Source organism: Accumulibacter sp., from assembly GCF_036625275.1.
Lineage (GTDB): Bacteria > Pseudomonadota > Gammaproteobacteria > Burkholderiales > Rhodocyclaceae > Accumulibacter.
On record NZ_JAZKUD010000063.1, the window covers coordinates 1 to 23,223 of the forward strand.

19 protein-coding genes are annotated in these 23,223 nt (G+C 60.3%); 9 read left to right on the plus strand and 10 right to left on the minus strand.

The features are described 5' to 3' along the window. Positions 1-138 precede the first annotated feature (138 nt). On the plus strand, positions 139-312 hold the full coding sequence (locus tag V5B39_RS16240; protein ID WP_332343908.1) for a hypothetical protein: 174 nt from the start codon (positions 139-141) through the stop codon (positions 310-312). Positions 313-360: 48 nt separating this feature from the next. On the opposite strand, the gene V5B39_RS16245 is transcribed toward V5B39_RS16240, so the two are convergent. Genes V5B39_RS16245 through V5B39_RS16255 form a run of 3 tightly spaced genes read right to left on the minus strand, consistent with a single transcriptional unit; the run spans position 361 to position 6,689 of the window. Beyond that, the gene (locus V5B39_RS16245) at positions 361-3,735 is read right to left on the minus strand and encodes a DUF2126 domain-containing protein (RefSeq protein WP_332343909.1); all 3,375 of its coding nucleotides are present in this window, start codon (positions 3,733-3,735) and stop codon (positions 361-363) included. A gap of 60 nt (positions 3,736-3,795) precedes the next feature. After that, a complete protein-coding gene (locus V5B39_RS16250) occupies positions 3,796-6,396 on the minus strand; it encodes a [protein-PII] uridylyltransferase (RefSeq protein ID WP_332343910.1) in 2,601 nt (866 codons plus the stop codon). Further along, positions 6,393-6,689, minus strand: coding sequence for a hypothetical protein (locus tag V5B39_RS16255; RefSeq protein WP_332343911.1), 297 nt, complete (start codon positions 6,687-6,689; stop codon positions 6,393-6,395). Before V5B39_RS16255 ends, V5B39_RS16250 begins: the two co-directional genes overlap by 4 nt. A gap of 437 nt (positions 6,690-7,126) precedes the next feature. Between V5B39_RS16255 and gltA the strand changes: the two genes are divergently transcribed. The 5 genes from gltA (at position 7,127) to V5B39_RS16280 (ending at position 12,462) form a co-directional block, all read left to right on the plus strand. After that, complete coding sequence (gene gltA, locus V5B39_RS16260) at positions 7,127-8,416, plus strand: citrate synthase (protein WP_332343912.1); 1,290 nt, start codon at positions 7,127-7,129, stop codon at positions 8,414-8,416. 372 nt (positions 8,417-8,788) lie between these two features. Then, positions 8,789-10,207, plus strand: a complete 1,419-nt coding sequence (locus V5B39_RS16265) for a circularly permuted type 2 ATP-grasp protein (RefSeq protein ID WP_332343913.1) — start codon at positions 8,789-8,791, stop codon at positions 10,205-10,207. Between the two features lie 19 nt (positions 10,208-10,226). Next, positions 10,227-11,162 (plus strand): alpha-E domain-containing protein, encoded by a 936-nt coding sequence (locus tag V5B39_RS16270; protein WP_332343914.1) that lies wholly within the window; start codon positions 10,227-10,229, stop codon positions 11,160-11,162. Positions 11,163-11,330: 168 nt separating this feature from the next. Then, the gene (locus tag V5B39_RS16275; protein WP_332343915.1) at positions 11,331-11,840 is read left to right on the plus strand and encodes a hypothetical protein; all 510 of its coding nucleotides are present in this window, start codon (positions 11,331-11,333) and stop codon (positions 11,838-11,840) included. Positions 11,841-11,859: 19 nt separating this feature from the next. Then, on the plus strand, positions 11,860-12,462 hold the full coding sequence (locus V5B39_RS16280) for a glycine zipper family protein (RefSeq protein ID WP_332343916.1): 603 nt from the start codon (positions 11,860-11,862) through the stop codon (positions 12,460-12,462). 199 nt (positions 12,463-12,661) lie between these two features. Here the strand turns inward: V5B39_RS16280 and V5B39_RS16285 are convergent, their stop codons facing one another. The 3 genes from V5B39_RS16285 to icd all read right to left on the minus strand — a co-directional run bounded on the left by V5B39_RS16285 (position 12,662) and on the right by icd (position 15,521). Continuing rightward, positions 12,662-12,988 (minus strand): thioredoxin family protein, encoded by a 327-nt coding sequence (locus V5B39_RS16285; RefSeq protein ID WP_332343917.1) that lies wholly within the window; start codon positions 12,986-12,988, stop codon positions 12,662-12,664. Between the two features lie 22 nt (positions 12,989-13,010). Beyond that, entirely contained in the window at positions 13,011-14,225 is a 1,215-nt protein-coding gene (locus V5B39_RS16290) for a CaiB/BaiF CoA transferase family protein (protein WP_332343918.1), read from the minus strand. Positions 14,226-14,291: 66 nt separating this feature from the next. After that, entirely contained in the window at positions 14,292-15,521 is a 1,230-nt protein-coding gene (gene icd, locus V5B39_RS16295) for an NADP-dependent isocitrate dehydrogenase (RefSeq protein WP_332343919.1), read from the minus strand. A 308-nt stretch (positions 15,522-15,829) separates the two neighbouring features. On the opposite strand from icd, the gene aceK reads away from it, so the two are divergent. The 3 genes from aceK (at position 15,830) to V5B39_RS16310 (ending at position 18,823) form a co-directional block, all read left to right on the plus strand. Next, positions 15,830-17,581 carry a bifunctional isocitrate dehydrogenase kinase/phosphatase gene (gene aceK / locus V5B39_RS16300; RefSeq protein WP_332343920.1) on the plus strand — a complete coding sequence of 584 codons (1,752 nt, stop codon included), beginning with the start codon at positions 15,830-15,832 and terminating at the stop codon, positions 17,579-17,581. 60 nt (positions 17,582-17,641) lie between these two features. Continuing rightward, positions 17,642-18,202: a cob(I)yrinic acid a,c-diamide adenosyltransferase gene (locus tag V5B39_RS16305; RefSeq protein WP_332343921.1), complete on the plus strand. Its 561-nt coding sequence runs from the start codon at positions 17,642-17,644 to the stop codon at positions 18,200-18,202. A gap of 63 nt (positions 18,203-18,265) precedes the next feature. Beyond that, positions 18,266-18,823, plus strand: a complete 558-nt coding sequence (locus V5B39_RS16310; protein WP_332343922.1) for a hypothetical protein — start codon at positions 18,266-18,268, stop codon at positions 18,821-18,823. Positions 18,824-19,057: 234 nt separating this feature from the next. On the opposite strand, the gene V5B39_RS16315 is transcribed toward V5B39_RS16310, so the two are convergent. The 4 genes from V5B39_RS16315 to V5B39_RS16330 all read right to left on the minus strand — a co-directional run. Further along, the gene (locus V5B39_RS16315) at positions 19,058-20,566 is read right to left on the minus strand and encodes a hypothetical protein (protein ID WP_332343923.1); all 1,509 of its coding nucleotides are present in this window, start codon (positions 20,564-20,566) and stop codon (positions 19,058-19,060) included. A 31-nt stretch (positions 20,567-20,597) separates the two neighbouring features. Further along, positions 20,598-21,545, minus strand: a complete 948-nt coding sequence (locus tag V5B39_RS16320) for a glycosyltransferase family 2 protein (RefSeq protein WP_332343924.1) — start codon at positions 21,543-21,545, stop codon at positions 20,598-20,600. Between the two features lie 35 nt (positions 21,546-21,580). After that, complete coding sequence (locus V5B39_RS16325; protein WP_332343925.1) at positions 21,581-22,708, minus strand: N-acetylneuraminate synthase family protein; 1,128 nt, start codon at positions 22,706-22,708, stop codon at positions 21,581-21,583. Between the two features lie 113 nt (positions 22,709-22,821). After that, a partial coding sequence (locus V5B39_RS16330) for a type II toxin-antitoxin system VapC family toxin (RefSeq protein ID WP_332343926.1) occupies positions 22,822-23,223 on the minus strand: 402 nt, incomplete at its 5' end.

Here is a 23,223-nt window from a genome sequence, read left to right on the forward strand (position 1 = left end):
CCTGCCCCATCATTACTGAAAAAGGTATTGTTATGTCCGGAGGACATCAATACTGATTAAGGGGTGTGTCCTTCGTCAGAGGTGGCCCCGTTTGTTCGGAGTATTCCGGGGTCACTTCTTCACCCTATGGTCAGCATAGTGCACCAGTGCCGTCAGTGCGACAAGGCGGCGGCGCTCGAACAGGCCGACCCCGACGGGGACGGCCCGGTGGCGACGCGCGAGCGTGCCCGAACATGGCTCGAAGCGTGCCGGGGCGACTCCGTGTCCGCTCGCCAGCGCATCCCGGAGACCGTCGGATCGTTGGCTGCGTGAGCGATCGCGGCTACCTATTCGAGTCGCAGCGCGCACGCAAGGCGGCTTTCACGATCGCCGCAAGTCCAGGGTAAACGGGAAGCCCGCGTTGGCGGGCACCGGCTGCACGTCGATTTGGCCGGGCGTGTGGCCAAATGGCGTAAAGCGCGCCAGGCGGCGACCTTCGGCCTCGTTGGCGTTGACCGGGTAGCGGTCGGGGTTGCGTCCGCCGGGGTGTTCGACGTGATATTGGCAGCCTCCGAGCGAGCGCTTCATCCAGGTATCGACGAGGTCGAAAACCAGCGGCGCGTGCACGCCGATCGTCGGATGCAGCGCCGAGGGTGGATGCCAGGCCCGGTAACGCACGCCGGCCACAAATTCGCCCGGCTTGCCGGTCGAGCGCATCGGCAGGGCGCGGCCGTTGCAGCCGATCACATAACGATCACTGGCCATGCCGGTCACCTTGATCTGCACCCGTTCCAGCGAGGAGTCGACGTAGCGCACGGTAGCGCCGACCGCCCCTTGCTCGCCCATGACATGCCAGGGTTCAAGGGCATGCCGCAGTTCCAGCTCGATGCCCTGCGCGGTGATGCTGCCGTGCAGCGGGAAACGGAACTCGAAATGCGGCGCAAACCACGCGCTTTCCAGCGCATAGCCGGCGCCGCGCAATTCACTGAGCACATCTTCGAAATCCTGTTGCACGAAGTGCGGCAGCATGAAGCGGTCGTGCAGTTCGGTTCCCCAGCGCACCAGTCGCTCCGGCGCGTAGGGCGTACGCCAGAAGCGGGCGATCAGCGCCCGCAGCAGCAACTGCTGGGCCAGCGACATGTGCGCGTGCGGTGGCATTTCGAAAGCGCGCATTTCCAGCAGGCCGAGGCGGCCGGTGGGGCCATCGGGAGAGTACAGCTTGTCGATACAGAACTCCGCGCGGTGCGTATTGCCCGTCGAGTCGATCAACAGATTGCGCAACACGCGGTCGATGATCCAGGGGGCAATGCACTCCGTCCCTGCTGCCATCGGCTGCGGGAACTGACTGAAGGCAATCTCCAGTTCATAGACCGAATCGTTGCGCGCCTCGTCGACACGCGGCGACTGGCTGGTCGGACCGATGAACAGGCCCGAGAAAAGATACGACAGCGAGGGGTGGTTGTGCCAATAACTGATCAGGCTGCGCAACAGCTCCGGGCGGCGCAGGAAAGGGGAGTCGAGGACACTGGCGCCACCGAAGACGAAGTGGTTGCCACCGCCGGTGCCGGTGTGGCGACCGTCGAGCATGAACTTTTCGGTACAGAGACGCGACAGATGCGCGGCTTCATAAAGATGGGTCGTTCGTTCGACGAGTTCATCCCAGCTTGCTGACGGCTGAATGTTGACTTCGATCACTCCAGGATCGGGCGTCACCCGGAAGTTGGTCAGGCGTGGGTCCGAAGGCGGCTCGTAACCTTCGACGATGACCGGTGTGGCCAGTGCCGCGGCCGTGGCCTCGACGGCGGTCACCAGTTCGAGGTAGTCGTCGAGCGTTTCGGTCGGCGGCATGAAGATATACAGCACGCCATTGCGCGCCTGCGCCGACAAGGAGGTGCGCGTGACCAATGCCGGCGACAGGGTTCCCGCGCGGGTATCCCCGGCTGCATGCGCCAGCGACTCCGCGGCACGGTCGAGCGCCTGCTCGGAAAAGTGCTCGCCGGTGACCGCGGCCGCTTCGGCGTGCAAGCTCGCGCTGCCGCTGACCGCATAGCGGGCCTGCATCTGCGCATGGTCAGGCAGCGCTGAAAAGCTTTGCGTCGGATCGGGAGAATGAATGTACGGATAGTCGGATTTGGCCACCCAGGGCTGCGAATCCAGCGGCAGGCGGTAGCCGATGGGCGAATCACCCGGTATCAGATAGCAACGACCTGCGCGCAGGAACCACGACCCGCTTTGCCAGCCACCCTGCGGCCGGCGCTTGACCGGCAGGACATAACCGACCACCTTGTCGAGTCCCTGACGAAAAACCCTCGCCAGGCGGTCGCGTTCAATCGGGTCGTCGAGGCGGGCATCGAAGGGGTCGACGTTGATCGGCAGGCGGTGTTCGCGCCAGAGGTAGTAATACACATCTTCGCAGGCCGGGAAGACATGCTTCGGGTCGATCGCCAACAGTTCGGCGAGCTGGTTCAGGAAGCGGCCGGCAAGGACTTCGTCGGCGCCGTAGTCGCGGGTTTCGTCGGCATATAGCGCCGGGTTGTTCCACACCGGCTGGCCATCGCGCCGCCAGAAGCAATTCAGCGACCAGCGCGGCAACTGTTCGCCAGGATACCATTTGCCCTGCCCGAAATGCTGCAGGCCCTGCGGCGCGTAGCGCGCGCGCAGGCGCTGAAAGATTTCCGCGGCGCGCAGGCGTTTGGTCGGTCCGAGCGCGTCAATGTTCCATTCGGCGCCGTCGTGATCGTCAATCGAGACGAAAGTCGGTTCGCCGCCCATCGTCAGACGCACATCGGCGCTGACCAGATCCGCGTCGATCTGGTGGCCCAGCGCCTCGATCGCTGACCATTGCGCTTCGTCATAGGGTTTGGTGACCCTGGGCGCCTCCCAGACGCGCTCGATTTTCATGTGGTGTTCGAACTCGCATTCACAGGCTTCGGTGAAGCCCGTGATCGGTGCCGCCGAAGACGGTTGCGGCGAACACGCCAGAGGAATATGCCCTTCCCCGGCGAACAGGCCCGAGGTCGGATCGAGGCCGATCCAGCCGGCGCCCGGCAGGTATACCTCGCACCAGGCGTGCAGGTCGGTAAAGTCATGGTCGGTTCCCGACGGACCGTCCAGCGATTTGACGTCGGGCACCAGCTGGATCAGGTAGCCCGAAACGAAGCGTGCCGCCAGGCCGAGATGACGCAGCACCTGCACCAGTAACCAGGCGGAGTCACGACAAGAGCCGCGCGCCAGTTCGAGGGTTTCCTCTGGCGTCTGCACACCGGGTTCCAGACGGATGACGTAGCCCACCGCTTGCTGCACCTGCCGGTTCAGGTCGACCAGAAAGTCGACACTGTGGCGCGGTACGGAGGGAATCGTTGCCAGGAAGCGACGCAGCAGCGGCGTCAGCGGCAAACGGTGCAGATAGGGTTCGAGTTCTTCCTGCTGCCACGCTTCGTATTGGAAGGGAAAGGTCGTCGCATAGGGTTCAGGAAAGAAATCGAACGGGTTGATCACCGACAGGTTGACCACCAGATCGACTTCAACACAAAACTCGCGCGTCTTCTCCGGGAAGACCAGACGCGCCAGGTAATTCGCCTGCGGATCCTGCTGCCAGTTGATGAAATGCTGTGCGGGACTGACCTTCAGCGAGTAACTGAGGATCGGGGTGCGCGAATGCGGTGCCGGGCGCAGCCGAACGACCTGCGGAGACAAACTGATCGGACGGTCATAGCGATAGTGGGTAAGGTGATTGAGGGCAACATGTATGGACACGGTCAGCTCCAGGACAAAAGATCAATTTTTGAATGACGGGCGGCAGGATGCCTGGCCCAATCAGACCTGCAGGTGCTGCAACAGATCGGTTTCCAGTTTGACACGGCAGGCGCTTTCCTCAAGATGTCCACCACTGATCAGAAAAGTGTCCTCGACCCGCTCGCCAAGCGTGGCGATCTTGGCCGTGTGCAGATTGGCCCGATGTCCGGCCAGTTCGCTGGCGATGACAAACAGCAGGCCGGGACGATCGGCGGCAATGACGGTCAGCACAAAAAATTTGCCGGTTTCGTCGGCTTCCAGACTGACCAGTGGCTGGATGCTCACCTGCGTTTGAATCGGGAAATGTTTCACTTGCCGCGAGATGCGTCCGTTCGCGGGGACATCCGGAGGGGCCTGGTGGGCCAGCCGGTCACTGAGCTCGTGTTCGATATAACTGATCATCGCACGGTCACTGTCGCGGCTGGAGACGTCGAGCAGCATGAAGGTGTCGAGCGCGTAGCCATGTCGCGTGGTATGAATCTTGGCGTCGACGATGCTGTAACCGGCACGGCTGAAGAAGCCGACCATGCGCACGAAGAGGTCTGCTTGATCGTGCGTATAGACCAGCACTTCGAGCCCCTCGCCCAGTGGATTCAGGCGGGCCACCACCACTGGCCGGTCAGTCTCAACCCGCGCGTGCAGGGCGCGTGCGTGCCAGGCAATGTCTTCGGCCGATTGACGCAGGAAATACACCGTATCGAGCTGATTCCACAAGGGCTCATGCGCCGCCTCGGGGAGCGCGAGAAAGCGCATCAGACGCAGTGCTTCCTGTTGTCGCTGCGCAATCATGCCATGCGTCATCAGCGTTTCGTCGCTCGTCTGCAGGAAGCGCTGGGTGGCCTTGAATAGCTGCTCGAGCAGTTGTCCCTTCCAGGCATTCCAGACCTTCGGGCTGGTGCCGCGGATGTCGGCAACGGTCAGCAGGTAAAGCGCAATCAGATGCCGTTCGTCGCCAACGATGTTGGCGAATTGGGCCACCACGCCGGGATCGGTGATGTCCTGCTTCTGCGCGACGCGGGACATCACCAGATGCTGGCGAACCAGCCAGACGACCAGTTCGGTATCTTCCGTAGCCAGGCCGTGCTGTTTGCAGAATTCCCGCGCATCGACTGCACCGAGTTCCGAGTGGTCGCCGCCGCGCCCTTTGGCGATGTCATGAAACAGGGCGGCAATGTAGAGGAGCCAGGGATTGCCGAGGTCGCTGATCAGACGAGTACAGAGAGGATACTCGTGTGCGAATTCTTCCATCGAGAAGCGGCGCAGCCGGCGAATGACCTGCAGGATGTGTTGGTCAACGGTGTAGACGTGGAACAGGTCATGCTGCATCTGCCCGACGATGCGTCCGAAACAGGGCAGATAGCGACCCAGCACACCCAGTTGATTCATGCGCCGGAACTCCTGGAGCAGGCGACGCTCCTGCTTGAAAATCTGCAAAAAAAGCGCACGGTGTTCCGGATTGTGGCGAAAATCCTCGTCGATCAGTTGCCGTGCCCGCCACAGGGCACGCTGCGTGCGCGCACTCATGCCCTTCAGTTCAGCATGTTTCTGGAGCAATAGAAAGGCTTCGAGGATGGCGCCGGGGGTTTGCTTGAACACCTCCTCATGGACCACGTCGAGAAACCCATGTGCATTCTGAAAGCGTTCGTTGATTCGTTGCGGCGGCTGTTCAGGGGGTGGGAACAAGGCGGCACCGATGTTCTGCAGGACGATCGCGTTGATCTGGGTGACGGTTTTGGCCGTCCGGTAGTATTTCTGCATCAGTTTTTCGCTGGCACGAAGATCGGCCGTGGCGGTAAACCCGAGCTGTTCGGCCAGGGCTGTCTGGTATTCGAAGAGCAGGCGATCTTCGCGGCGTCCGGCGTGCAGATGCAAGTGAATGCGCAGGCGACACAGGAAGGCTTCGCAGGTGGCGAGAAGCTGCTCCTCCTCGTCGGTGATGAAGCCGCCGTGCTCGAGATCTTTCCAGCTCTTGCCGTAGCCTGCAGCCTGTGCAATCCACAGGATGAGCTGCAGGTCGCGCAGTCCGCCCGGCCCTTCCTTGCAGTTTGCTTCGAGGCTGTAAGGGGTATCGCTGAAGCGCTGATGCCGGTCCTCCTGCTGGATGCGCTTGCTCTGAAAGAATGCCGGTGCGTCGAGGCTGCCCCGGATGAGCGCGGTTAAGCCCTGAAACAGGTGGTTACTCCCGATCAGCAGGCGAGCTTCGATCATCGCGGTCTGCACCGTGATGTCGCCGGCAGCTTCCTCCAGACACTGTTCGATGGTGCGTACGCTGTGGCCGGTTTCCAGTCCGACGTCCCAGAATACGCAGATCAGTTGTTCGATCCGGGTAGTCAGCACGTCGTCCGCCTGCTCTGGAAGCAGGATCAACAGATCGACGTCGGAGGCCGGGTAGAGTTCGCCGCGTCCGTAGCCGCCCACCGCAATCAACGCCAGCGTAGTCGGCAAGGCAAGGTCGTTCCAGAGTTCGCATAGCACTTCGTCGACCAGTTGGCAACGTTCGTGCAGCAGGCGGACGGCGTCGCCGCCGGCAAGAAAACGCTCGCGGATCGCCCGTTGCCCGTCTCGCAGACGGACTTTCAAGCGCGTGATCAAGGTGCTGCGCGCTACCGTCTCTGCTTTCATCGCGGCCGTCCGGATGGCAAGGAATGGTAGGCAGCCAGCAGCCAGTGCTGCGTCAGCAAGGACCAGGATTGCAGACCTGCCTGCATGAGCAGGCAGGGCCAGACAAGCAGTGGATACGCTCGCCAGCGTTCCCGTTCGAGCAGGTCCAACAGGATCTGCAGCACGATACCCCAGTAGGACGAATCGTCTCGTTTGCCGGTGACCTCTTCCGCCTGGCAACAGGCGATCCGCCACAGTTCCTCGGCGCGGCGGTCGCTCACGCCGGCCCTGCTCGCCAGCCAGGGAAGAATCATGGGTGTCTTCATCTTGTATCAGCCTTTCAACAATGCCGGCGGGTGTCGGTCGCGTGACTTCCACGGGCGCGGCGAAGTGCTGCCACGAGAGACGAAAAGCAGTGCTTCGGGCAGACATCCACGAGTCAAGCAAGAACCGTGCGCGCTGAAATCCTGGCTGGTATGTGTTTTGCTGGTATCAGGTGGCCGGGCATCATTGATGGCGGCTACGCGCGGGCAACAGCGCTTACTGGGCGCCCGGAGCAGGTGCGGGCAAGAGAAGGGAGTGGTGGTATGAACAGCGGTGAGCACAGTACCGGTGCGAGTTTGACGCATCCCTCCCTAAGGCGGTGCGCCAGGGGATGGGCTGCTCGGGACTTGTGGGTCCGTTCAGCCCGGATACATGGCGACTGACGACTGAAGTGGCGCCATTGAAGAACCTGACAAGGAGGAATACCATGATCACCGAACGCAAGGCCACATTGACCATTCACGGCGAGGCCTCCTGGCCGATTTCAATCCTGGCGCCGACTCAAGGCAGGGATTGTCTCGACATTCGCACGCTGGGTGGCAGAAGCGGTTATTTCGCCTACGATTCGGGCTTTGAATCGACTGCTGGCTGCAAGTCGAAAATCACTTTCAGCGATGGCGAGAGAGGCGAACTTCTCCATTACGGTTACCCGATCGAGCAACTTGCTGAACAATGCGACTTTCTCGAAGTGGCTTATCTGCTGAAACATGGCGAACTGCCGAATGCCGTACAGAAACAATCCTTCGAGTCTGCGATCAGGAAGCAGGCATCGATGCATGAGCAGATGGTGAAGTTCTATCAGGGCTTCCGTCGGGATGCCCGCCCGATGGCGGTGATGGTTGGCGTGGTCGGCGCCCTGTCGGCTTTTCATCATGATGCTGCCGACTTTTCCGACGCCGAGCGGCGAAACATCAGCTTCCATCGTATCGTGGCCCGTATGCCGACGATTGTCGCCATGGCGTACAAGTATTCGATCGGCGAACCATTCATGAGTCCTCGCTCCGACCTCGGCTACACCGCCAACTTCCTGTACATGATGTTCGGCACCCCGCGCGAAACGTACCGGCCGATTCCGGCGATGGTGCGCGCACTCAACAGGCTGTTCATCGTGCAGGCCGAACAGGGCCAGGATGCGGCAACCTCGACAGTGCGCATGGCGGGTTCCTCGGGTGCCAACCCGTTTGCCTGCGTTGCTGCGGCCATTGCCTGTCTGTCAGGTCCAGCGCATGCGGGGGCCAGCGAGGCCTGCCTGGCGATGCTTGAAGCGATCGGCGACGTCACTCGGGTGGCTGAATTCATTGCACTCGCCCGCGTTGACAGCGGCAGTCTCCTGCAGGTCGGCTTTGGCCACCCGGTCTACACGAACTTCGACCCAAGGACAAAGGTGATGCGCGCAGTGTGCAACGAGTTGCTGGAGGATCTGGGACTGGAGAATCACCGTCTGTTCCAGGTGGCCAAGGCCCTCGAGAAAACCGCGCTTGAAGATCCCTATTTCGTCGAGAACAAACTCTACCCGAATCTGGACTTCTACTCGGCCATCGTGCAAAAGGCGCTCGGTATCCCGACTTCGATGTTCACCTGCATCATCGCGCTGGCTCGAACGGCGGGATGGATGGCACAGTGGGAGGAAATGCTGAGTGATCCCGAGTACAAGATCGCGCGACCGCGTCAGCTCTACATCGGCGTAAACAGACGCAACCTGTCGTTGCCAGCCTGAGCGATGCCGCTGGAAATACCATGAGCGATTCCGACTTCGGCAGAGATTCCGCCCGAGTCCGGGGAGATCGCAGAATGCTGATGACCGGAATGGTGCGGCGACGCACCAGACAGGTGCCTGTTACGGTAGGGTCGCACCGTTTTCTGGCGACGATGCGGTTTTCAATGCTTCCGGAGGCGTACATTTGTGTCGTTGCTGTATTCAGGCACGGTTTGTGCTTGATTTTTGTGGCCCGACGGTGATGGCGATGACAGAGACTTCCGATCATGAACGCCATGGCCGTTTCCCTCACCCTACCCCTCGCCCAGGTTCGGGCGAGAGGAGATTCGTGAGTCACCGAGGCGACTTTCACATTGACTGGTGGTGAGTAACATGAGCGCAGATTTCTACAACGAGATGTACGATTCGACAGGCACGCTGCGGCCCCATTACCGGACCTTTGCCGAGTGGCTGGCCGCGATGCCGGCCGAGCGTCTGGAGCGCAAACGGGTTGAAGCCGATACCGCATTTCACCGTGTCGGTATCACCTTTGCCGTCTACGGCGAGGAATCCGGCACCGAACGTCTGATTCCCTTCGACATCATCCCGCGCATCATCCCGACGGCTGAATGGCAGTCGCTGCAGGCAGGACTCTGGCAGCGGGTCAAGGCCCTCAATGCTTTCCTGAACGACATCTACCATGAGCAGGCGATCCTCAAGGCCGGTCGCATTCCGTCCGAGCAAGTACTGGACAACGCGCAGTTTCGCCCCGAGATGATCGGCATCGACGTGCCATCGGACATCTACGCCCATATCGCCGGGGTCGATATCGTGCGAGCCGGGGCCGGTGAGTCCTACGTCCTCGAAGACAACCTGCGTGTACCATCCGGCGTCTCATACATGATCGAAGACCGCAAGATGATGATGCGGCTCTTCCCCGAGCTTTTTTCACGTCAGATGATCGCGCCGGTTCAGCATTATCCGGACATGCTGCTGGAAAACCTGCGGACCGTGGCGCCCAAGGGGGTGACCGATCCGACCGTCGTATTGCTGACGCCGGGCGCCTATAACAGCGCCTATTTCGAGCATACCTTTCTGGCACAACAGATGGGTATCGAGCTCGTCGAGGGCAGGGACCTCTTCGTCAAGGACGAAACGGTATTCATGCGTACCACGCAGGGTCCGCAGCGGGTCGATGTGATCTACCGCAGGCTTGATGATGACTTTCTGGACCCGCTGGTATTCAACAAAGATTCGATGCTGGGGGTTCCGGGACTGCTTGCCGCCTATCGCGCCGGCCATGTCACACTGGCCAATGCCATCGGTACCGGTGTCGCCGATGACAAGTCGATCTACCCCTACGTCCCGGAGATGATCCGCTTCTACCTCGGTGAGGAACCGAAACTCAACAATGTCCCCACCTGGATGCTGCGCAAGCCGGATGATTTGAAGTATGTGCTGTCGCACCTGCCGGAACTGGTGGTCAAGGAGGTGCATGGCGCTGGCGGCTACGGCATGCTGGTGGGGCCGGCGTCGAGCAAATCCGAGATCGAGGAATTCCGTACCCGGATCCTGGCTTCTCCGGAGAAGTACATCGCACAGCCTACGCTGGCCTTATCCAATTGCCCAACGTTCGTCGAGGCCGGGGTCGCGCCGCGTCACCTTGACCTGCGTCCCTTTGTCCTGTCAGGCAAGCGTGGTATCCGGATGGTTCCCGGCGGCCTGACCAGGGTGGCGCTTCGTGAAGGCTCGCTGGTCGTCAACTCCTCGCAGGGTGGCGGGACCAAGGACACCTGGGTACTGGAAAACTGAGCATACAGGGAGAGCCGAAATGTTGAGCCGCACAGCTGATCACCTTTACTGGATGGCGCGTTATACCGAACGTGCCGAGAACCTCGCGCGTCTGCTCGATGTCTCCTACCAGATGTCGCTGGTACCCCAATCCGTTGCCTCACGCAATGAAAACTGGCGTGCCATACTTGCGTTGAACAGCCTGGAAGCCGCTTTTGCGGAGAACTACCGTGAGGTCAACGTCGAGAGCGTCCTGCGTTTCATGGTTTCGGACCCCGCCAATCCTTCGTCGATCTTCAATTGTCTGCGCGCTGCGCGCGAAAATGCGCATGCCGTTCGCGGCACCATGACTGCCGAGATGTGGGAGAGCGTCAATGCGACCTGGATCGAACTGCGGCAGCAGAACTTTGAACATATTCTTGCGCGCGGCATCAGCGAGTTCTTCGACTGGGTCAAGTTGCGTTCGGCGGTCACGCGCGGCGTGACTTTCGGGACCATGCTCAAGGACGATGCGCTGCACTTCATCCGCCTCGGCGGACTGCTTGAGCGGGGAGATAACACCGCGCGCATTCTCGACATGCAATATCACATCCTGCGTCAGAATGACGACGAAGGGGCCAGCGACTTCTATCGCTGGGGTGCGTTGTTGCGCTCGCTGTCTGCATTCCAGGTCTATCGCAAGGTGTACCGTGACGCCATCACGCCAGGGCGAGTTGCCGAATTGCTGATCCTGCGCGAGGACCTGCCAAGATCCCTGCATGCCTGCGCCGACGGCATCGTTCGCATGCTGCAACTGGTTGCCAACAAGTCCTCTGCCGAAACCGTACGGCAGGCCGGTGTGCTGCATGCCCGCCTGCATTTCGCGCGCATCGAAGATGTTCTGGCCGGGGGACTGCACGAGTACCTGACCGATTTCATGGATCGCATCTTCGAACTGGGCGACGGCGTCAGCCGCGACTTCCTGGTGCCGGGCTGAGTGGCCATGACCCAGCCGCAAGGCGAGGCGAACCGTCCCATGCCCGATGGCGTTGGCAAACCCTGATGATGTTCCCGAACAGGGAAAAAGCGAAGATAATGGGCGCCATTCGCGCCTGACTTGGCTGGGTTGCCTGTCACGCACGCATGAGGCAAAGGAGTCGCCGTAATGAAGAGACGTCTGCTTGGGTGGTTGGCAGCGCTGGCGCTGTGTGCGATCGGGAGCGGCACCGCCATGGCGTATGGCCGTGTCGTCGTCGGTGGCTTCTATGGAGGTCACGGAAGAGTAGACTATTACGGTGGCTGGCATGGCTACCATGGCGGATGGAGAGGGGCCTACTGGGGTCCAGGCGCCGGGTTTTATCTTGGTGGGCCCGCTTATTGGGGTGGTTGGCCCTACGCCTATTCCTACGGATACCTTCCCTATGCGACAAGCTACGCGCTAGTCGCGCCGACAGTCTATGTTGAGCAGCCAGTCGAGGGGTCCCCGCTGCCTGCTCAATCCTCTCCGGGTCCGCCATCCGTGGCAGGCGATGCAGGCTCGCCACCGACGTTCTGGTTTTATTGCACCCAACCGGCGGGCTACTACCCTTACGTTCGGGATTGCAGCCAGGCCTGGATGCGGGTGCTGCCGCAGGCGGACACGAGCGCGAAGACGCGGCCCAAGCTGGCGCAATAGGCCGCAACGGAGACTCATCATGGAAAAACGAATGTTCTTGCGGTTGCTTGCGGCCAGCCTGTTCATGACAGGATGCGTGACCATACCGACCGGTCCCACAGTGCTGGTCCTGCCGGGGCAACAAAAATCCTTCGAGCATTTCCGGGACGATGACATCGCATGTCAGCAATACGCATGGGCGCTGACGGCGCCCGTCAGCCAGGCGGCTGCCGATGCGGCCGTCAGCCCAGCCGTGGTGGCGACCGTCATTGGCGCTGCCGCGGGTGCGATTATCGGTTCCGCAAGCGGCCGAGCGGGCCAGGGTGCCGCAATCGGTGCGGGGACCGGACTGGTTTTTGGCAGCTCCGCGAGTGGCCACACAGCCTATCTGACTTCCTACGAACTGCAGCGGCGCTACAACATGGCCTATGTTCAATGCATGTACTCGCGCGGGAATCAAGTGCCGGGGTCGGCCGTGTACCGCCAGGCGCCGGCGAATTACCTGCCACCCGGAGCGCCTCCACCGGGCTATCCGCCGCCCGGTACGCCTGCACCCGACCTGCCGCCGCAGTTCAGCTCCCCGCAGAGCTATCCGCCGCCGAACACGCTGCCGCCGGAGGGCGTTTCCCCTCAACGCAAATAGGCCTGGCCAACATGTGCACAGCAAGACCGAGGGGAGTGATGCCCTTGTCACCGATCTTGTTGGAGGCCCAAAGTGGGCACGTGCTTGATGAGGTGGTGAACGACCCGACCACAGTAGCGGTCCTGGTCGATCCGTCGACTCTACTGGCCAGGGGTGAGGGCCGGGCAGTGGGACCGCCTGGCGGTGTTCCTCCCTACCGTCAAACCTGGCCTGGAAAGCGGCGCAGCGCCTGAACGATTTCGTCGACAGTCGTTGGTCTGACCAGCCGCGCAAGTTCCTGTCCCTGCTCGATAAAGATCAGCGTCGGCCACAGTTTGACCCGAAACGAACGGCCAAGGCGGCGCCCCGGACCATCCTCGATCTTGACATGTGGCAGGTTCGGGTAGGCCGCCAATGCAGTTTCAAGCAGGGGCTGCACCGCGAGACAGTAGCCGCACCACGGCGCTCCGAATTCGATCAGCGTCGGACCTGGCAGCGAATCGATCTGCGAACGCGAAGGCTCGACGGCTGCAAATTGCCGGTTCATTCTGGTTCCCTGGGCCGGTGATTCATATGGTGCCCGCATCGCGCAGGGCACCGATCTCGATGGCCGAGTAGCCGAGCCGCACGAGCATCGCGTCGGTGTGTTCGCCGAGTGCCGGTCCCAGCCATTCGGTGCTGCCCGGCGTCTCCGAGAGCTTGGGAACAATGCCCGGGATCTTGAATGGCCTGCCGTCGGGCAGGGTGGCCGATTCGATCATTTGCCGGGCCAGATACTGCGGGTCGGCGACAATGTCGGCGATCGAGTAGACGCGCGAGGCCGGGACTTCGGCAGTGGTGAGGACGCCAAGCAGCTCGGCTTCGTCATGCGTGCTCGTCCAGGCGTCGATGGCCGCGTAGAGTTCGCTGCGGCGGGCATCGCGACCGGCATTGTCGGCAAGTTCTGCATCGTTGGCGAGATCGTCGCGACCGATCGCTCCCATCAGGCGCTTGAAGATCGCATCACCATTGGCACCAATCGTCACATGCCTGCCGTCGCGAGTACGGTGGGTGTTGGAAGGCGTGATGCCGGGCATGATGTTGCCGGTACGCTCGCGAATGAAGCCGAAGACGTCGAACTCGGGCAGCAGCGATTCCATCATCGCGAACACCGCTTCGTACAGCGCGACATCGACCACCTGCCCACGGCCGCCGTGACCGTCGGCGTCACCCCGCTCCTTGTGGCGAAGGGCCATCAAGGTGCCGATCACTCCCCAGAGTGCGGCAATCGAATCGCCAATCGAAATTCCGGTCTTGACCGGAGGACGATCGGGGAAACCGGTCACGTAACGCAGTCCGCCCATCGATTCGCCGATTGCACCGAAGCCGGGTTGCTGTGCCATCGGGCCGTTCTGACCAAAACCCGAGAGACGCAGCATCACCAGACCGGGATTGATTGCCGACAGGGCCTCCCAGCCGAGCCCGAGCTTTTCGAGTACGCCAGGGCGGAAATTTTCGACGACGATGTCGGCCTCGGTAATGAGCTTGCGAACAATCTCACGCCCCGCCGCATGCTTGAGATTCACCGTCAGCGATTTCTTGTTGCGCGATTGCACATACCACCATAGCGAGGTGCCCTCGTAGAGTTTGCGCCATTTGCGCAGAGGGTCGCCACCGTCGGGCGATTCGACCTTGATCACCTCGGCACCGAATTCGGCGAGGATGCGCGCGGCGAAAGGGCCGGCAATCAGGCTGCCGAGTTCGATGACCGTCAGGCCGGCCAGTGGTTTGTTCGATGGGTTCATGAATCTGTCCTGGAAGAACAAAGCCCCCTTGCGGGGGCCTTGTCAATATGGCAGTCAATGCACTGACTACATGCGGGCAATCATCGCGTCGCCGAACTCTGAACAGGACACCTCGGTCGCACCTTCCATCAGACGCGCAAAGTCGTAGGTCACGACCTTGTCGCCAATCGCCGCTTCCATGGCCGTGATGATCAGGTCGGCGGCTTCGATCCAGCCCAGGTGACGCAGCATCATTTCGGCCGAAAGGATCAGCGAACCCGGGTTCACCTTGTCGAGGCCGGCGTATTTCGGCGCTGTGCCGTGCGTGGCTTCGAAGCAGGCATACTGGTCGGAGATGTTGGCACCCGGAGCGATGCCGATACCGCCGACCTGTGCGGCCAGGGCGTCGGAAATGTAATCGCCGTTCAGGTTGGTGGTACAGATCACGTCGTATTCCGCCGGGCGCAGCAGAATCTGCTGCAGGAAGGCATCAGCGATCGAATCCTTGATGATGATGTCATTCGGGAGCTTGAGCCATGGTCCGCCGTCGATCTCGACCCCTCCGAACTCGTTCTTGGCCAGGGCATAGGACCAGTCACGGAAGGCCCCTTCGGTGAACTTCATGATGTTGCCCTTGTGTACGATGGTGACCGAGCGGCGCTTGTTGGCGATCGCGTACTTGATCGCGGCACGCACCAGACGCTCGGTGCCCTCCTTCGAAATCGGCTTGATGCCGATGCCGGAAGTGGCCGGGAAGCGGATCTTCTTGACTCCCATCTCGTCCTGCAGGAATTTGATGACCTTGTTGCAGCCATCCGAACCGGATTCCCATTCAATGCCGGCGTAGATGTCCTCGGTGTTCTCGCGGAAGATCACCATATTGGTCTTCGAGGGATCCTTGAGCGGCGAGGGGACGCCGCGGAAGTACTGGATCGGGCGGACGCACTGGTAGAGATCGAGTTCCTGGCGCAGGGCCACATTCAGCGAACGGATGCCGCCACCGACCGGGGTAGTCATCGGCCCCTTGATCGAAACCGAGTATTCCTTGAGCGTGTCGAGGGTTTCGGCCGACAACCAGACGTCTGAACCGTACATCTGGGTCGATTTCTCGCCAGCGTACACTTCCATCCAGTGGATCTTCTTGGCGCCGCCATAGGCCTTGGCAACCGCCGCATCGACGACCTTGATCATCACCGGCGTAATGTCGACGCCAATGCCGTCGCCTTCGATGAACGGGATGATCGGGTGATCGGGGATGGTTTCCCCCGGAATGATTTTCTGGCCGCCCTGCGGGATTTTGATCAGACTTGCGCTCATGCCAACTCCATATAGTGTGATTTGCCTGTGGCCGATTCGGGTGTCAACAGCGGTGTGGTGCAGCTCTCCACCGTGACTCGGAACCCGACGATCGGACGATGCTGCGTACGTGGGCACGCGGGAGCTGTCTGAAGCCAATTCGCCTGCGGCACCACTCGTGATTATGTCGCAAATGCAGGCGATTTGCCAGCATATTCAGGGCCGGAGGAGCGTTTGGCTTGCTCGCCTGTCGCCACTGACGACAGCGTGGTGCGGCGCAGCACCGCGGGTGCTACAATCGTTCCATGTCGGATCATCGGGTTCAATTCATGGACATATCGACTGTTGCAAACGTGCTCGCCCAACGTATCGCCGAGGCGATGATCGATGGCTTCAACCGGCACTATCGACTGATCCGTCGCTACGGCCAGCAAGCCAAGCTGCTGTTCGAAAGTGCCGACTGGAAGGGGGTCCATGATGCCGTTCGCGAACGGATTCGTTCCTACGATGACCGCGTCAGCGAGACTGCCGATCTGCTGTGTGCCAACTTCGGCGCCGCTTCGCTGGACGATGCCACCTGGCAGCAGCTCAAACTGTTCTATATTGGACGACTGATCAACCACAAGCAGCCTGAACTTGCAGAGACCTTCTTCAATTCGGTGTGCTCGAAGATCCTGCACCGTACGTATTTCAACAACGACTACATCTTTGCCCGGCCGGCGGTGTCGACGGAGTATATCCAGTCCTACCCGCCGACCTACCGGAGCTACTACCCGGTGCAGCACGGCCTGCGCAGGACAGTCAGGCAGATCATCACCGACTTCGACTGGCAAAGGCCTTTTGAGGATTTCGACCGGGACGTTGATTACATCCTGCGTACCGCCCGGAAGCGCCTCGGCGACTGGCCGAGGGCCGAGGCCAACGCGCAGATCCAGATTCTGCATTCGGCTTTTTACCGCAACAAGGCGGCCTATCTCTTCGGCAAGGCGATCAACGGCCATGACGAATTACCCTTCGCCATCGCCGTCGTGCACAACCCGGCCGGCAAGCTGGTGGTCGACACGATCCTGCTCCACGGCTGGCTGATCAGCGTCCTGTTCTCGCTATCGCGTGCCTATTTCATGGTGGATATGGAAGTGCCTTCGGGCTACGTGGCCTTCCTGCGCAGCATCATGCCGAACAAACCCCCTTCCGAGATCTACACCATGCTGGGTCTGGGCAAACAGGGCAAGACGCTTTTCTTCCGCGACCTCAAGCAGCACCTCCGTCATTCCGAAGACCAGTTCATCATTGCTCCGGGGATCGCCGGCCTGGTCATGCTGGTGTTCACCTTGCCGTCGTATCCCTATGTGTTCAAGATGATCAAGGACGTCTTCGGTGCTTCGAAGGAAATGGATCGGGCAACCGTGAAGCGGAAATATCTGTTGGTCAAGCAGGTGGACCGGGTCGGTCGCATGTCGGACACGCTGGAATTCTCGCATGTGGCGCTGCCAAAGAAACGTTTCTCGGCTGAACTCCTCGATGCACTGCGCACTCTGACACCTTCCCTGCTCGAGGAAGAGGGCGAGGACCTGGTGATCAAGCACCTCTACATCGAACGCCGCCTGACGCCACTCAATCTTTATCTGGACTCGGCGACACCGGCGCAGATCGATCACGCCGTTCTCGAATACGGTAACGCCATCAAGGAACTGGCCATTGCCAACATCTTTCCGGGCGACATGCTCTGGAAGAATTTTGGCGTAACCCGCTACAATCGCGTCGTTTTTTACGACTACGACGAGATCGAGTACATGACCGACATCAATTTCCGCGTCATTCCGGAAGCGCCGTACCCGGAAATGGAAATGTCCGGAGAACCTTGGTATTCGGTCGGACGACACGATGTCTTTCCCGAGGAATTTGCCGGTTTTCTGCTCGGTTCGCCGAAGGTGCGCTCGGCTTTTCTCAAGTACCATCGTGCGCTGCTGAATGTAAAGTTCTGGAAGAGCGCCCAAGACAAGATCCGTGCCGGTCATCTCGAGGATTTCTTTCCCTATCCCGAAGATCTGCGTTTTTGCAATGCTTTTGCTGCGGGCTGAGGCGTGCATGCGCCTTCCGCTATAATCTATAATCATTCTTATTTGATCAGGAATCCCGGCATGGGCAATCGACTTTCCAAAATCGTGACTCGCACTGGCGACGCTGGCACCACCGGTCTTGGCGATGGCAGCCGGGTGAGCAAGGACAGCTTGCGTATCGAGACCATGGGGCAGGTCGACGAACTCAACTCGACGATCGGGCTGTTGCTGACCGAAGAGATACCGGACGACATCCGGCAGGCCATGCTGCGCGTTCAGCACGACCTCTTTGATCTCGGGGGCGAATTGTGCATGCCGGGAATGAACGTCATCGGCGAGACTCATATCGGTCGACTCGAAGAACTCGTCGAGCAGTTCAACGCCGATCTGTCTCCGCTCAAGGAATTCATCCTGCCCGGGGGGACACGCGCTGCTGCCGTTGCGCATCTTGCGCGTACCGTCTGCCGCCGGGCCGAGCGTTGCATCGTGCGCCTGGCGGATAGCGAACCGGTTTCCGATTTTGCACGCAAATATCTCAATCGCCTCTCGGACCTGATGTTTGTCCTGGGCCGCGCTCTCAACAAGGTCGGCGGGCGGCCGGACGTGTTGTGGGTACAGACCAGGAATCGCGACAGCGACTGAGCATGCGCGGATGCGGGCAAGCGAAGGCCAGCCGAGGCAAGACATCTTTCACGGAGGATCAGCATGGCGATCGGCATTACGGTCATTACCACGACCAACCGGGTGCGGCGATTTTTCCAGACCGACGCGGCCAGTTGCGAGCAGATTTTTTCAAGCCTTCAACGCAGCGCGCAGCTCTTCTCGGGCACCCCGCTGATCATTGGCTCGGCGGGTCAAACCGAAGTGTTTGCCGCGGCGGCGATCGCCTGCCTGGAGATTGAAACGACTCATGACCTCAGTGGCTACCTGCCGAGCCCTGGGAACCTGACCCTGACGGCACTGACCGCCGAGCAGTACGCCGAACCGTTCGCAGCTCATCTCGAAGGAGAGCATTTCACGCGGCGGATAGCGTTTTTCTTCACGGGCGGCCATGTCCTATGTACTCTCGCCGAAGGCATTCGCAAGCCAGCGCTTGCCGAGCGCCTGATGAGCCTGACCAGTCTCTTTGAGCGTCCAATGATCACCTATCGCCTGGCGCAAGGCGGCGTTGGCCTGATGAATCCACATGCCATGACCCGCTTCGTGATCACTCCCGGCGTACCCGACCTGCCGCGCGACGCCTGGCTTGCCGACACGGTGTAGGCCTCGATCGGCAGGGGGAGGAGCCCCTTACAAGTTTAGGTTTTTGATGTGCAGGTCGCGTCAGCGACTCACGAATCTCCCCGCCCCTCGCGGAGGCGAAGGCGGGGTTTCGCGGAGAACTGCTCCGCGCCGCCGTAGCCGGCCCGCGATGCAGCGTGGGCCGTGGGAGGAGTTGGGGGAGAGGGAAACGGTCATGACTTTCATGATCGAAGGTGCCTGGAAGAGTCATGACCGTTAGTGTTGATCCGCCCGACGCTGGGCGTGGCCTGGAACAATGGCCGGATCACGGAGGAGCAGTTGCACGTCTGTCCGGTCGAGTCGGCCGATGTAGTGTGGCGGGAATGATCCGTGCTGCTGGTCGACCAGGGTGGACTCATAATTCGGTAGCCAGCGCCGCACAATCACCGCACGACCAAATTCATGAAACGGTGTAAAGGCGCCGATGCTCAGCATGGCGACAATCAGCCAGGGTCTGGAGCCTTCGGCAGGCGGGCTGTTGCCGGGTTGAAAGAGGGTCAGTGTCAGGATCAACAGCATGATCAGCGAGGGTGTTGAAACTCGCAGCAGCAGGTCGTTGGAAGGGCCGAACACCCCTAGCGGCAGCAAACCCAGAGTAGCCATCGAGATCCACAGGATGCCGTGGGAATGCCGTAGCCGCGATGCCAGGAGCAGCGACAGGGCGCCGAATTCCAGCAGGATGAATACCAGGTAACTCGACAGAAACCCCTTGGCAGTTTCCGCTTGCTGGAGACTGCTGGTGGCCGGTATGTCGTCGATGTTCAGGGTCAGGAGACGGCCCATCCAGGCCATGACGAGGATCGTGGTCATCAGCGGCATCAGGGAGATGCGTTGGTTTCGGGAGACGCCATACTGCAGTACGCTGAGCAGGAAAAAAGGAGCGAGGCCCAGCAGCGCAAACGGTGTCCACAGGAGCAGCAGTGAGCCGAGAAGCAAAGCCAACGGCAGGAATGCAGGGTTTTGCCAGTGCCGATAGAAGAGGGTGGCTCCCAGCCAGATCGGCAGGGCATGATTCGGTGCCCAGAAGAGTTGCCCCGAAAGCGAGGGGTAACTGAACCGGGTCCACCATTCAAGCCGAACCGGGAACTCTGGCCATTCTCCCCAGTAGGTAAGCGCACCGAGCAAGTCCATGCCGCTGAAGAGCACAACCGGAAGCAACAGCAGCAGCAGCCGCAAACCGAGTCGCTGCGGCAGCGGCAGGCTGAGTAGAAAAAGGGCTGTGCCCAGGGCGGTCCATAAATACAGCGCCAGATCCACGACCTGGATCCCCAACGCCTTTGCAAGCAGTGCTGCCGGCAGGAAGTACCCGATCGCAGAGCGGAGGATGTAGTGAGCGCCCTCCCTGAACGCATAGGAGACCGGCCAGTCGCCATAGACCAGATCCCCGAGAACGGCATCGCGCGCCTGCCAGTCAATCGGGGCAGCGACAAAATGCCCTGCGCCGCCAAAGGCACACCAGACCAGAGCGGCGGTGACGAGGGTCAGGCCTGCCGACATGCGGCAGGGCCATCGCCAGACGACCTGACGCCAGTCAATCGCGGTTCCGAATGAGCATGCCAGCAGCAATGAAAAGAAGAGAGCAAATGGCCAGCGTAGCCAGCCAATAAAAAAAATGAAGTTGGGCAGGGCAAGGTAGGCAAGAACGGCGATCGACAATGAATCAAGCGGTCGGACGGAGTTGGCCCGGTCGTGTGATAACAGGCGGGAGAGGAGCGTTCCGGTCACCGAGCTGCGCCAATTGCCCGATCGTTCACCATCAAGCGGGTGGGATGGCATCGAAATTGACCCGTTCCTTTTCAACCACCAAAGGCCGCTTCAACACCTGCGTATGGATCGCGGCGATGTATTCGCCGAGGATGCCGATAAAGAAAAGCTGCACCGAGGCGAAGAAGAAAAAGCCGATCAGCACGGGCGCAATACCGACTGAAAACTGCTCCCAACTCAATAGCTTGTAGACGAGGTAGGCGATGGCCACCAGCAGGCTGAGCGCCGAAAGGGCGAATCCGCTCATCGTTGCCAGGCGGATCGGTACCTTCGAGTGGCTGGTAATGCCGAGGATGGCCATATCGTAAAGCGTGTAGAAATTGTTCTTGCTGATGCCACGGCTGCGCCGGGGCTGCACGAAAGGAATTTCTGCATGTTCGAAACCAATGTCGGCAATCAATCCGCGAAAGTAGGGATAGGGATCGTCCATCTGGCGAATGACTTCGACCACCGCCCGGTCATATAGACCAAAGCCCGTGAAATTCGGAATCAGCCGGGTATCCGAAATGCGTCCGATGGTTGCATAGAAGAACCGTCGAATGAAGGACATGGCCGTGGTGTGCTGGCTGCTGGGTTTGACTCCGGCAACGACACGGTAGCCTTGCTCCCACTTGGCAATGAATTCGGGAATCAGTTCCGGCGGTTCCTGCAGATCCGAAGCCATGGCGATCACCGCATCGCCACGCGCTTGCAGCAGGGCATGGATTGGTGAGCGAATGTGACCGAAATTGCGGGTGTTGACGATCAGCTTGACGCGCCTGTCCAGCGCCGCTATCGCCTTGATCTTGCGGATGGTGCCATCGGTCGATGCGTTATCGATGAAGATGTGCTCGTAGTCGTAAGCGGGAAGACGTTGGAGTTGTGTGCGAATACGCGCATGCAGCTCGTCAACGTTGTCCTCTTCGTTGAAACAGCCGGTGACGATACTGATCAGTTTCATTGGGTCAGATCGTGTCGAAACATCGCGTGCTCCGGTCAGAGTCCGCGTTGATAGATAAGGGCCTTGAGCTGTTCGTTGTCGGCGTAGGGGCTGTCGATCATGTCGATCAGGATCGCGTCATCCGCCGCGACGTCGCGCAGCAACAGCTCGCCACGCATCAGTTCGCGGCAGGAGAGCTGACCTTTCTGCAGGGGAATCGCGAGGTAGACGTCTTCGTCGCCGAGCGCATGCCCTTGTCGGAGATCCCGTCGGGCATAGACCCCGCGGACCAGCGCATTGAGATAGGCAATTTCCTGGCTGGGTGGAATGCGCTTCTGGGTACCCGGTGCGCCGCACATTTCGACGACCCGCCGATGCGCCCTGAACCATTGGTCGATCTGATGAGGCAGGCTGCAATACGCGGCGACCGGGCTGCCATCAGTGGCGATGTCGATATGCCGTTCAAAGGTACGGGCGCCCTTGGCATAGGCGATGGCAATCGAAGTTTGCCAGTCCCGATGTTCGTGTGTAGAAAAGCCGATCACGTTGTGTGGATAACGCCGGCGCAGGAAGTCCACCTGATTCAACTCGATTTCGTGGTTCTCGGATGGGTAAAGCGAGACGCAATGATTGATCGCCAGCGGAATTCCACGCCGGTGGAAGAACTTGACGAGATCGTCGACATCTTTCAGGGACGAACCGCCAGTCGATGCGATCACCGGACGCTTGGTGCTGGCGATCTTTTCGATCAACACCCAGTCGTTGATATCGGAACTGGCAATCTTGATGATCTCGACGCCCAGTTCGACGCACAGGTCCACCGAAACCTCGTCGAATGGCGTTGCCATCGGGATGCAACCGGCCCGCCGGATGGCCGTCGTGAGCCTGGCGTATTCCGCCTTGGAGAGGCGGCTGTCGAGCGTTCGCCGGATGTAGCGGATATCCGTGCGCTCGCGGAACTCCTTGTGGATGAAAGCTTCGACGTCGCGGAACTGGAGTTTGATCGCCGCCTTGACATTGTTGAAGCGGACGATTCGCGAAAAATCGGTGACGATCCGCAATCCGCGTTCAAGACGGCCCTGGTGGTTGTTGGCCAGTTCGAGGACGAACAGGTCTTCAAAGATCTCCGAAGCTTGCGACTGCTGCGAATGGCTCATGGTCTGGCGGGTGAACGGATGAAGCATCAATCTAGCATGTTCGGGGCCGGTTTGTCGCGCGCATGCAAGGAGAAGGCAGGGCAAATGTGTTCTAAAAGCCCACAGTCATTCGTATTCTTTTAAGGGAGATCTGCTGCGGGCTATACGGGAATTCCTCGCCTTGCTTTTATCCTGAGCTTAGTCGAAGCGAAGATCAGACCATCATCGAGCGTCAGAATTTCTTGAATACCATGATTGTGCGCAATCGCAAGGTGCAGCGCATCCGGGCCGCGGAGCTGGGCCGCGAACTCGGCAACGAAATCGTGTGCCAGATCAAAATCCGAAGCCGTAGCGACCAATACGTGGAGCGAATCGTCAGCGAGCGAATCGAAAGCTTCGATGAGTTTATGTGCGCTAACTATGTCCAGGGTTTTCATGCGCACATCGCGAGCGATGACACTGGCGAACTCGACACGCGTCCATTGGCTGATGGCCAGTGTGCCCGCGGGCACACTGGCCAGAAAACCCTCGATATCCTCCGAGGCCGGCTCTTCACGAAACAG

Coding starts and splice junctions, on each gene's coding strand:
- V5B39_RS16250 (WP_332343910.1), bottom strand. CDS start 6,396: ATGAAAGCAGAGACGGTAGCGCGCAGCACCTTGATCACGCGCTTGAAA.
- V5B39_RS16255 (WP_332343911.1), bottom strand. CDS start 6,689: ATGATTCTTCCCTGGCTGGCGAGCAGGGCCGGCGTGAGCGACCGCCGC.
- gltA (WP_332343912.1), top strand. CDS start 7,127: ATGATCACCGAACGCAAGGCCACATTGACCATTCACGGCGAGGCCTCC.
- V5B39_RS16265 (WP_332343913.1), top strand. CDS start 8,789: ATGAGCGCAGATTTCTACAACGAGATGTACGATTCGACAGGCACGCTG.
- V5B39_RS16270 (WP_332343914.1), top strand. CDS start 10,227: ATGTTGAGCCGCACAGCTGATCACCTTTACTGGATGGCGCGTTATACC.
- V5B39_RS16275 (WP_332343915.1), top strand. CDS start 11,331: ATGAAGAGACGTCTGCTTGGGTGGTTGGCAGCGCTGGCGCTGTGTGCG.
- V5B39_RS16280 (WP_332343916.1), top strand. CDS start 11,860: ATGGAAAAACGAATGTTCTTGCGGTTGCTTGCGGCCAGCCTGTTCATG.
- V5B39_RS16285 (WP_332343917.1), bottom strand. CDS start 12,988: ATGAACCGGCAATTTGCAGCCGTCGAGCCTTCGCGTTCGCAGATCGAT.
- V5B39_RS16290 (WP_332343918.1), bottom strand. CDS start 14,225: ATGAACCCATCGAACAAACCACTGGCCGGCCTGACGGTCATCGAACTC.
- icd (WP_332343919.1), bottom strand. CDS start 15,521: ATGAGCGCAAGTCTGATCAAAATCCCGCAGGGCGGCCAGAAAATCATT.
- aceK (WP_332343920.1), top strand. CDS start 15,830: ATGGACATATCGACTGTTGCAAACGTGCTCGCCCAACGTATCGCCGAG.
- V5B39_RS16305 (WP_332343921.1), top strand. CDS start 17,642: ATGGGCAATCGACTTTCCAAAATCGTGACTCGCACTGGCGACGCTGGC.
- V5B39_RS16310 (WP_332343922.1), top strand. CDS start 18,266: ATGGCGATCGGCATTACGGTCATTACCACGACCAACCGGGTGCGGCGA.
- V5B39_RS16320 (WP_332343924.1), bottom strand. CDS start 21,545: ATGAAACTGATCAGTATCGTCACCGGCTGTTTCAACGAAGAGGACAAC.
- V5B39_RS16325 (WP_332343925.1), bottom strand. CDS start 22,708: ATGCTTCATCCGTTCACCCGCCAGACCATGAGCCATTCGCAGCAGTCG.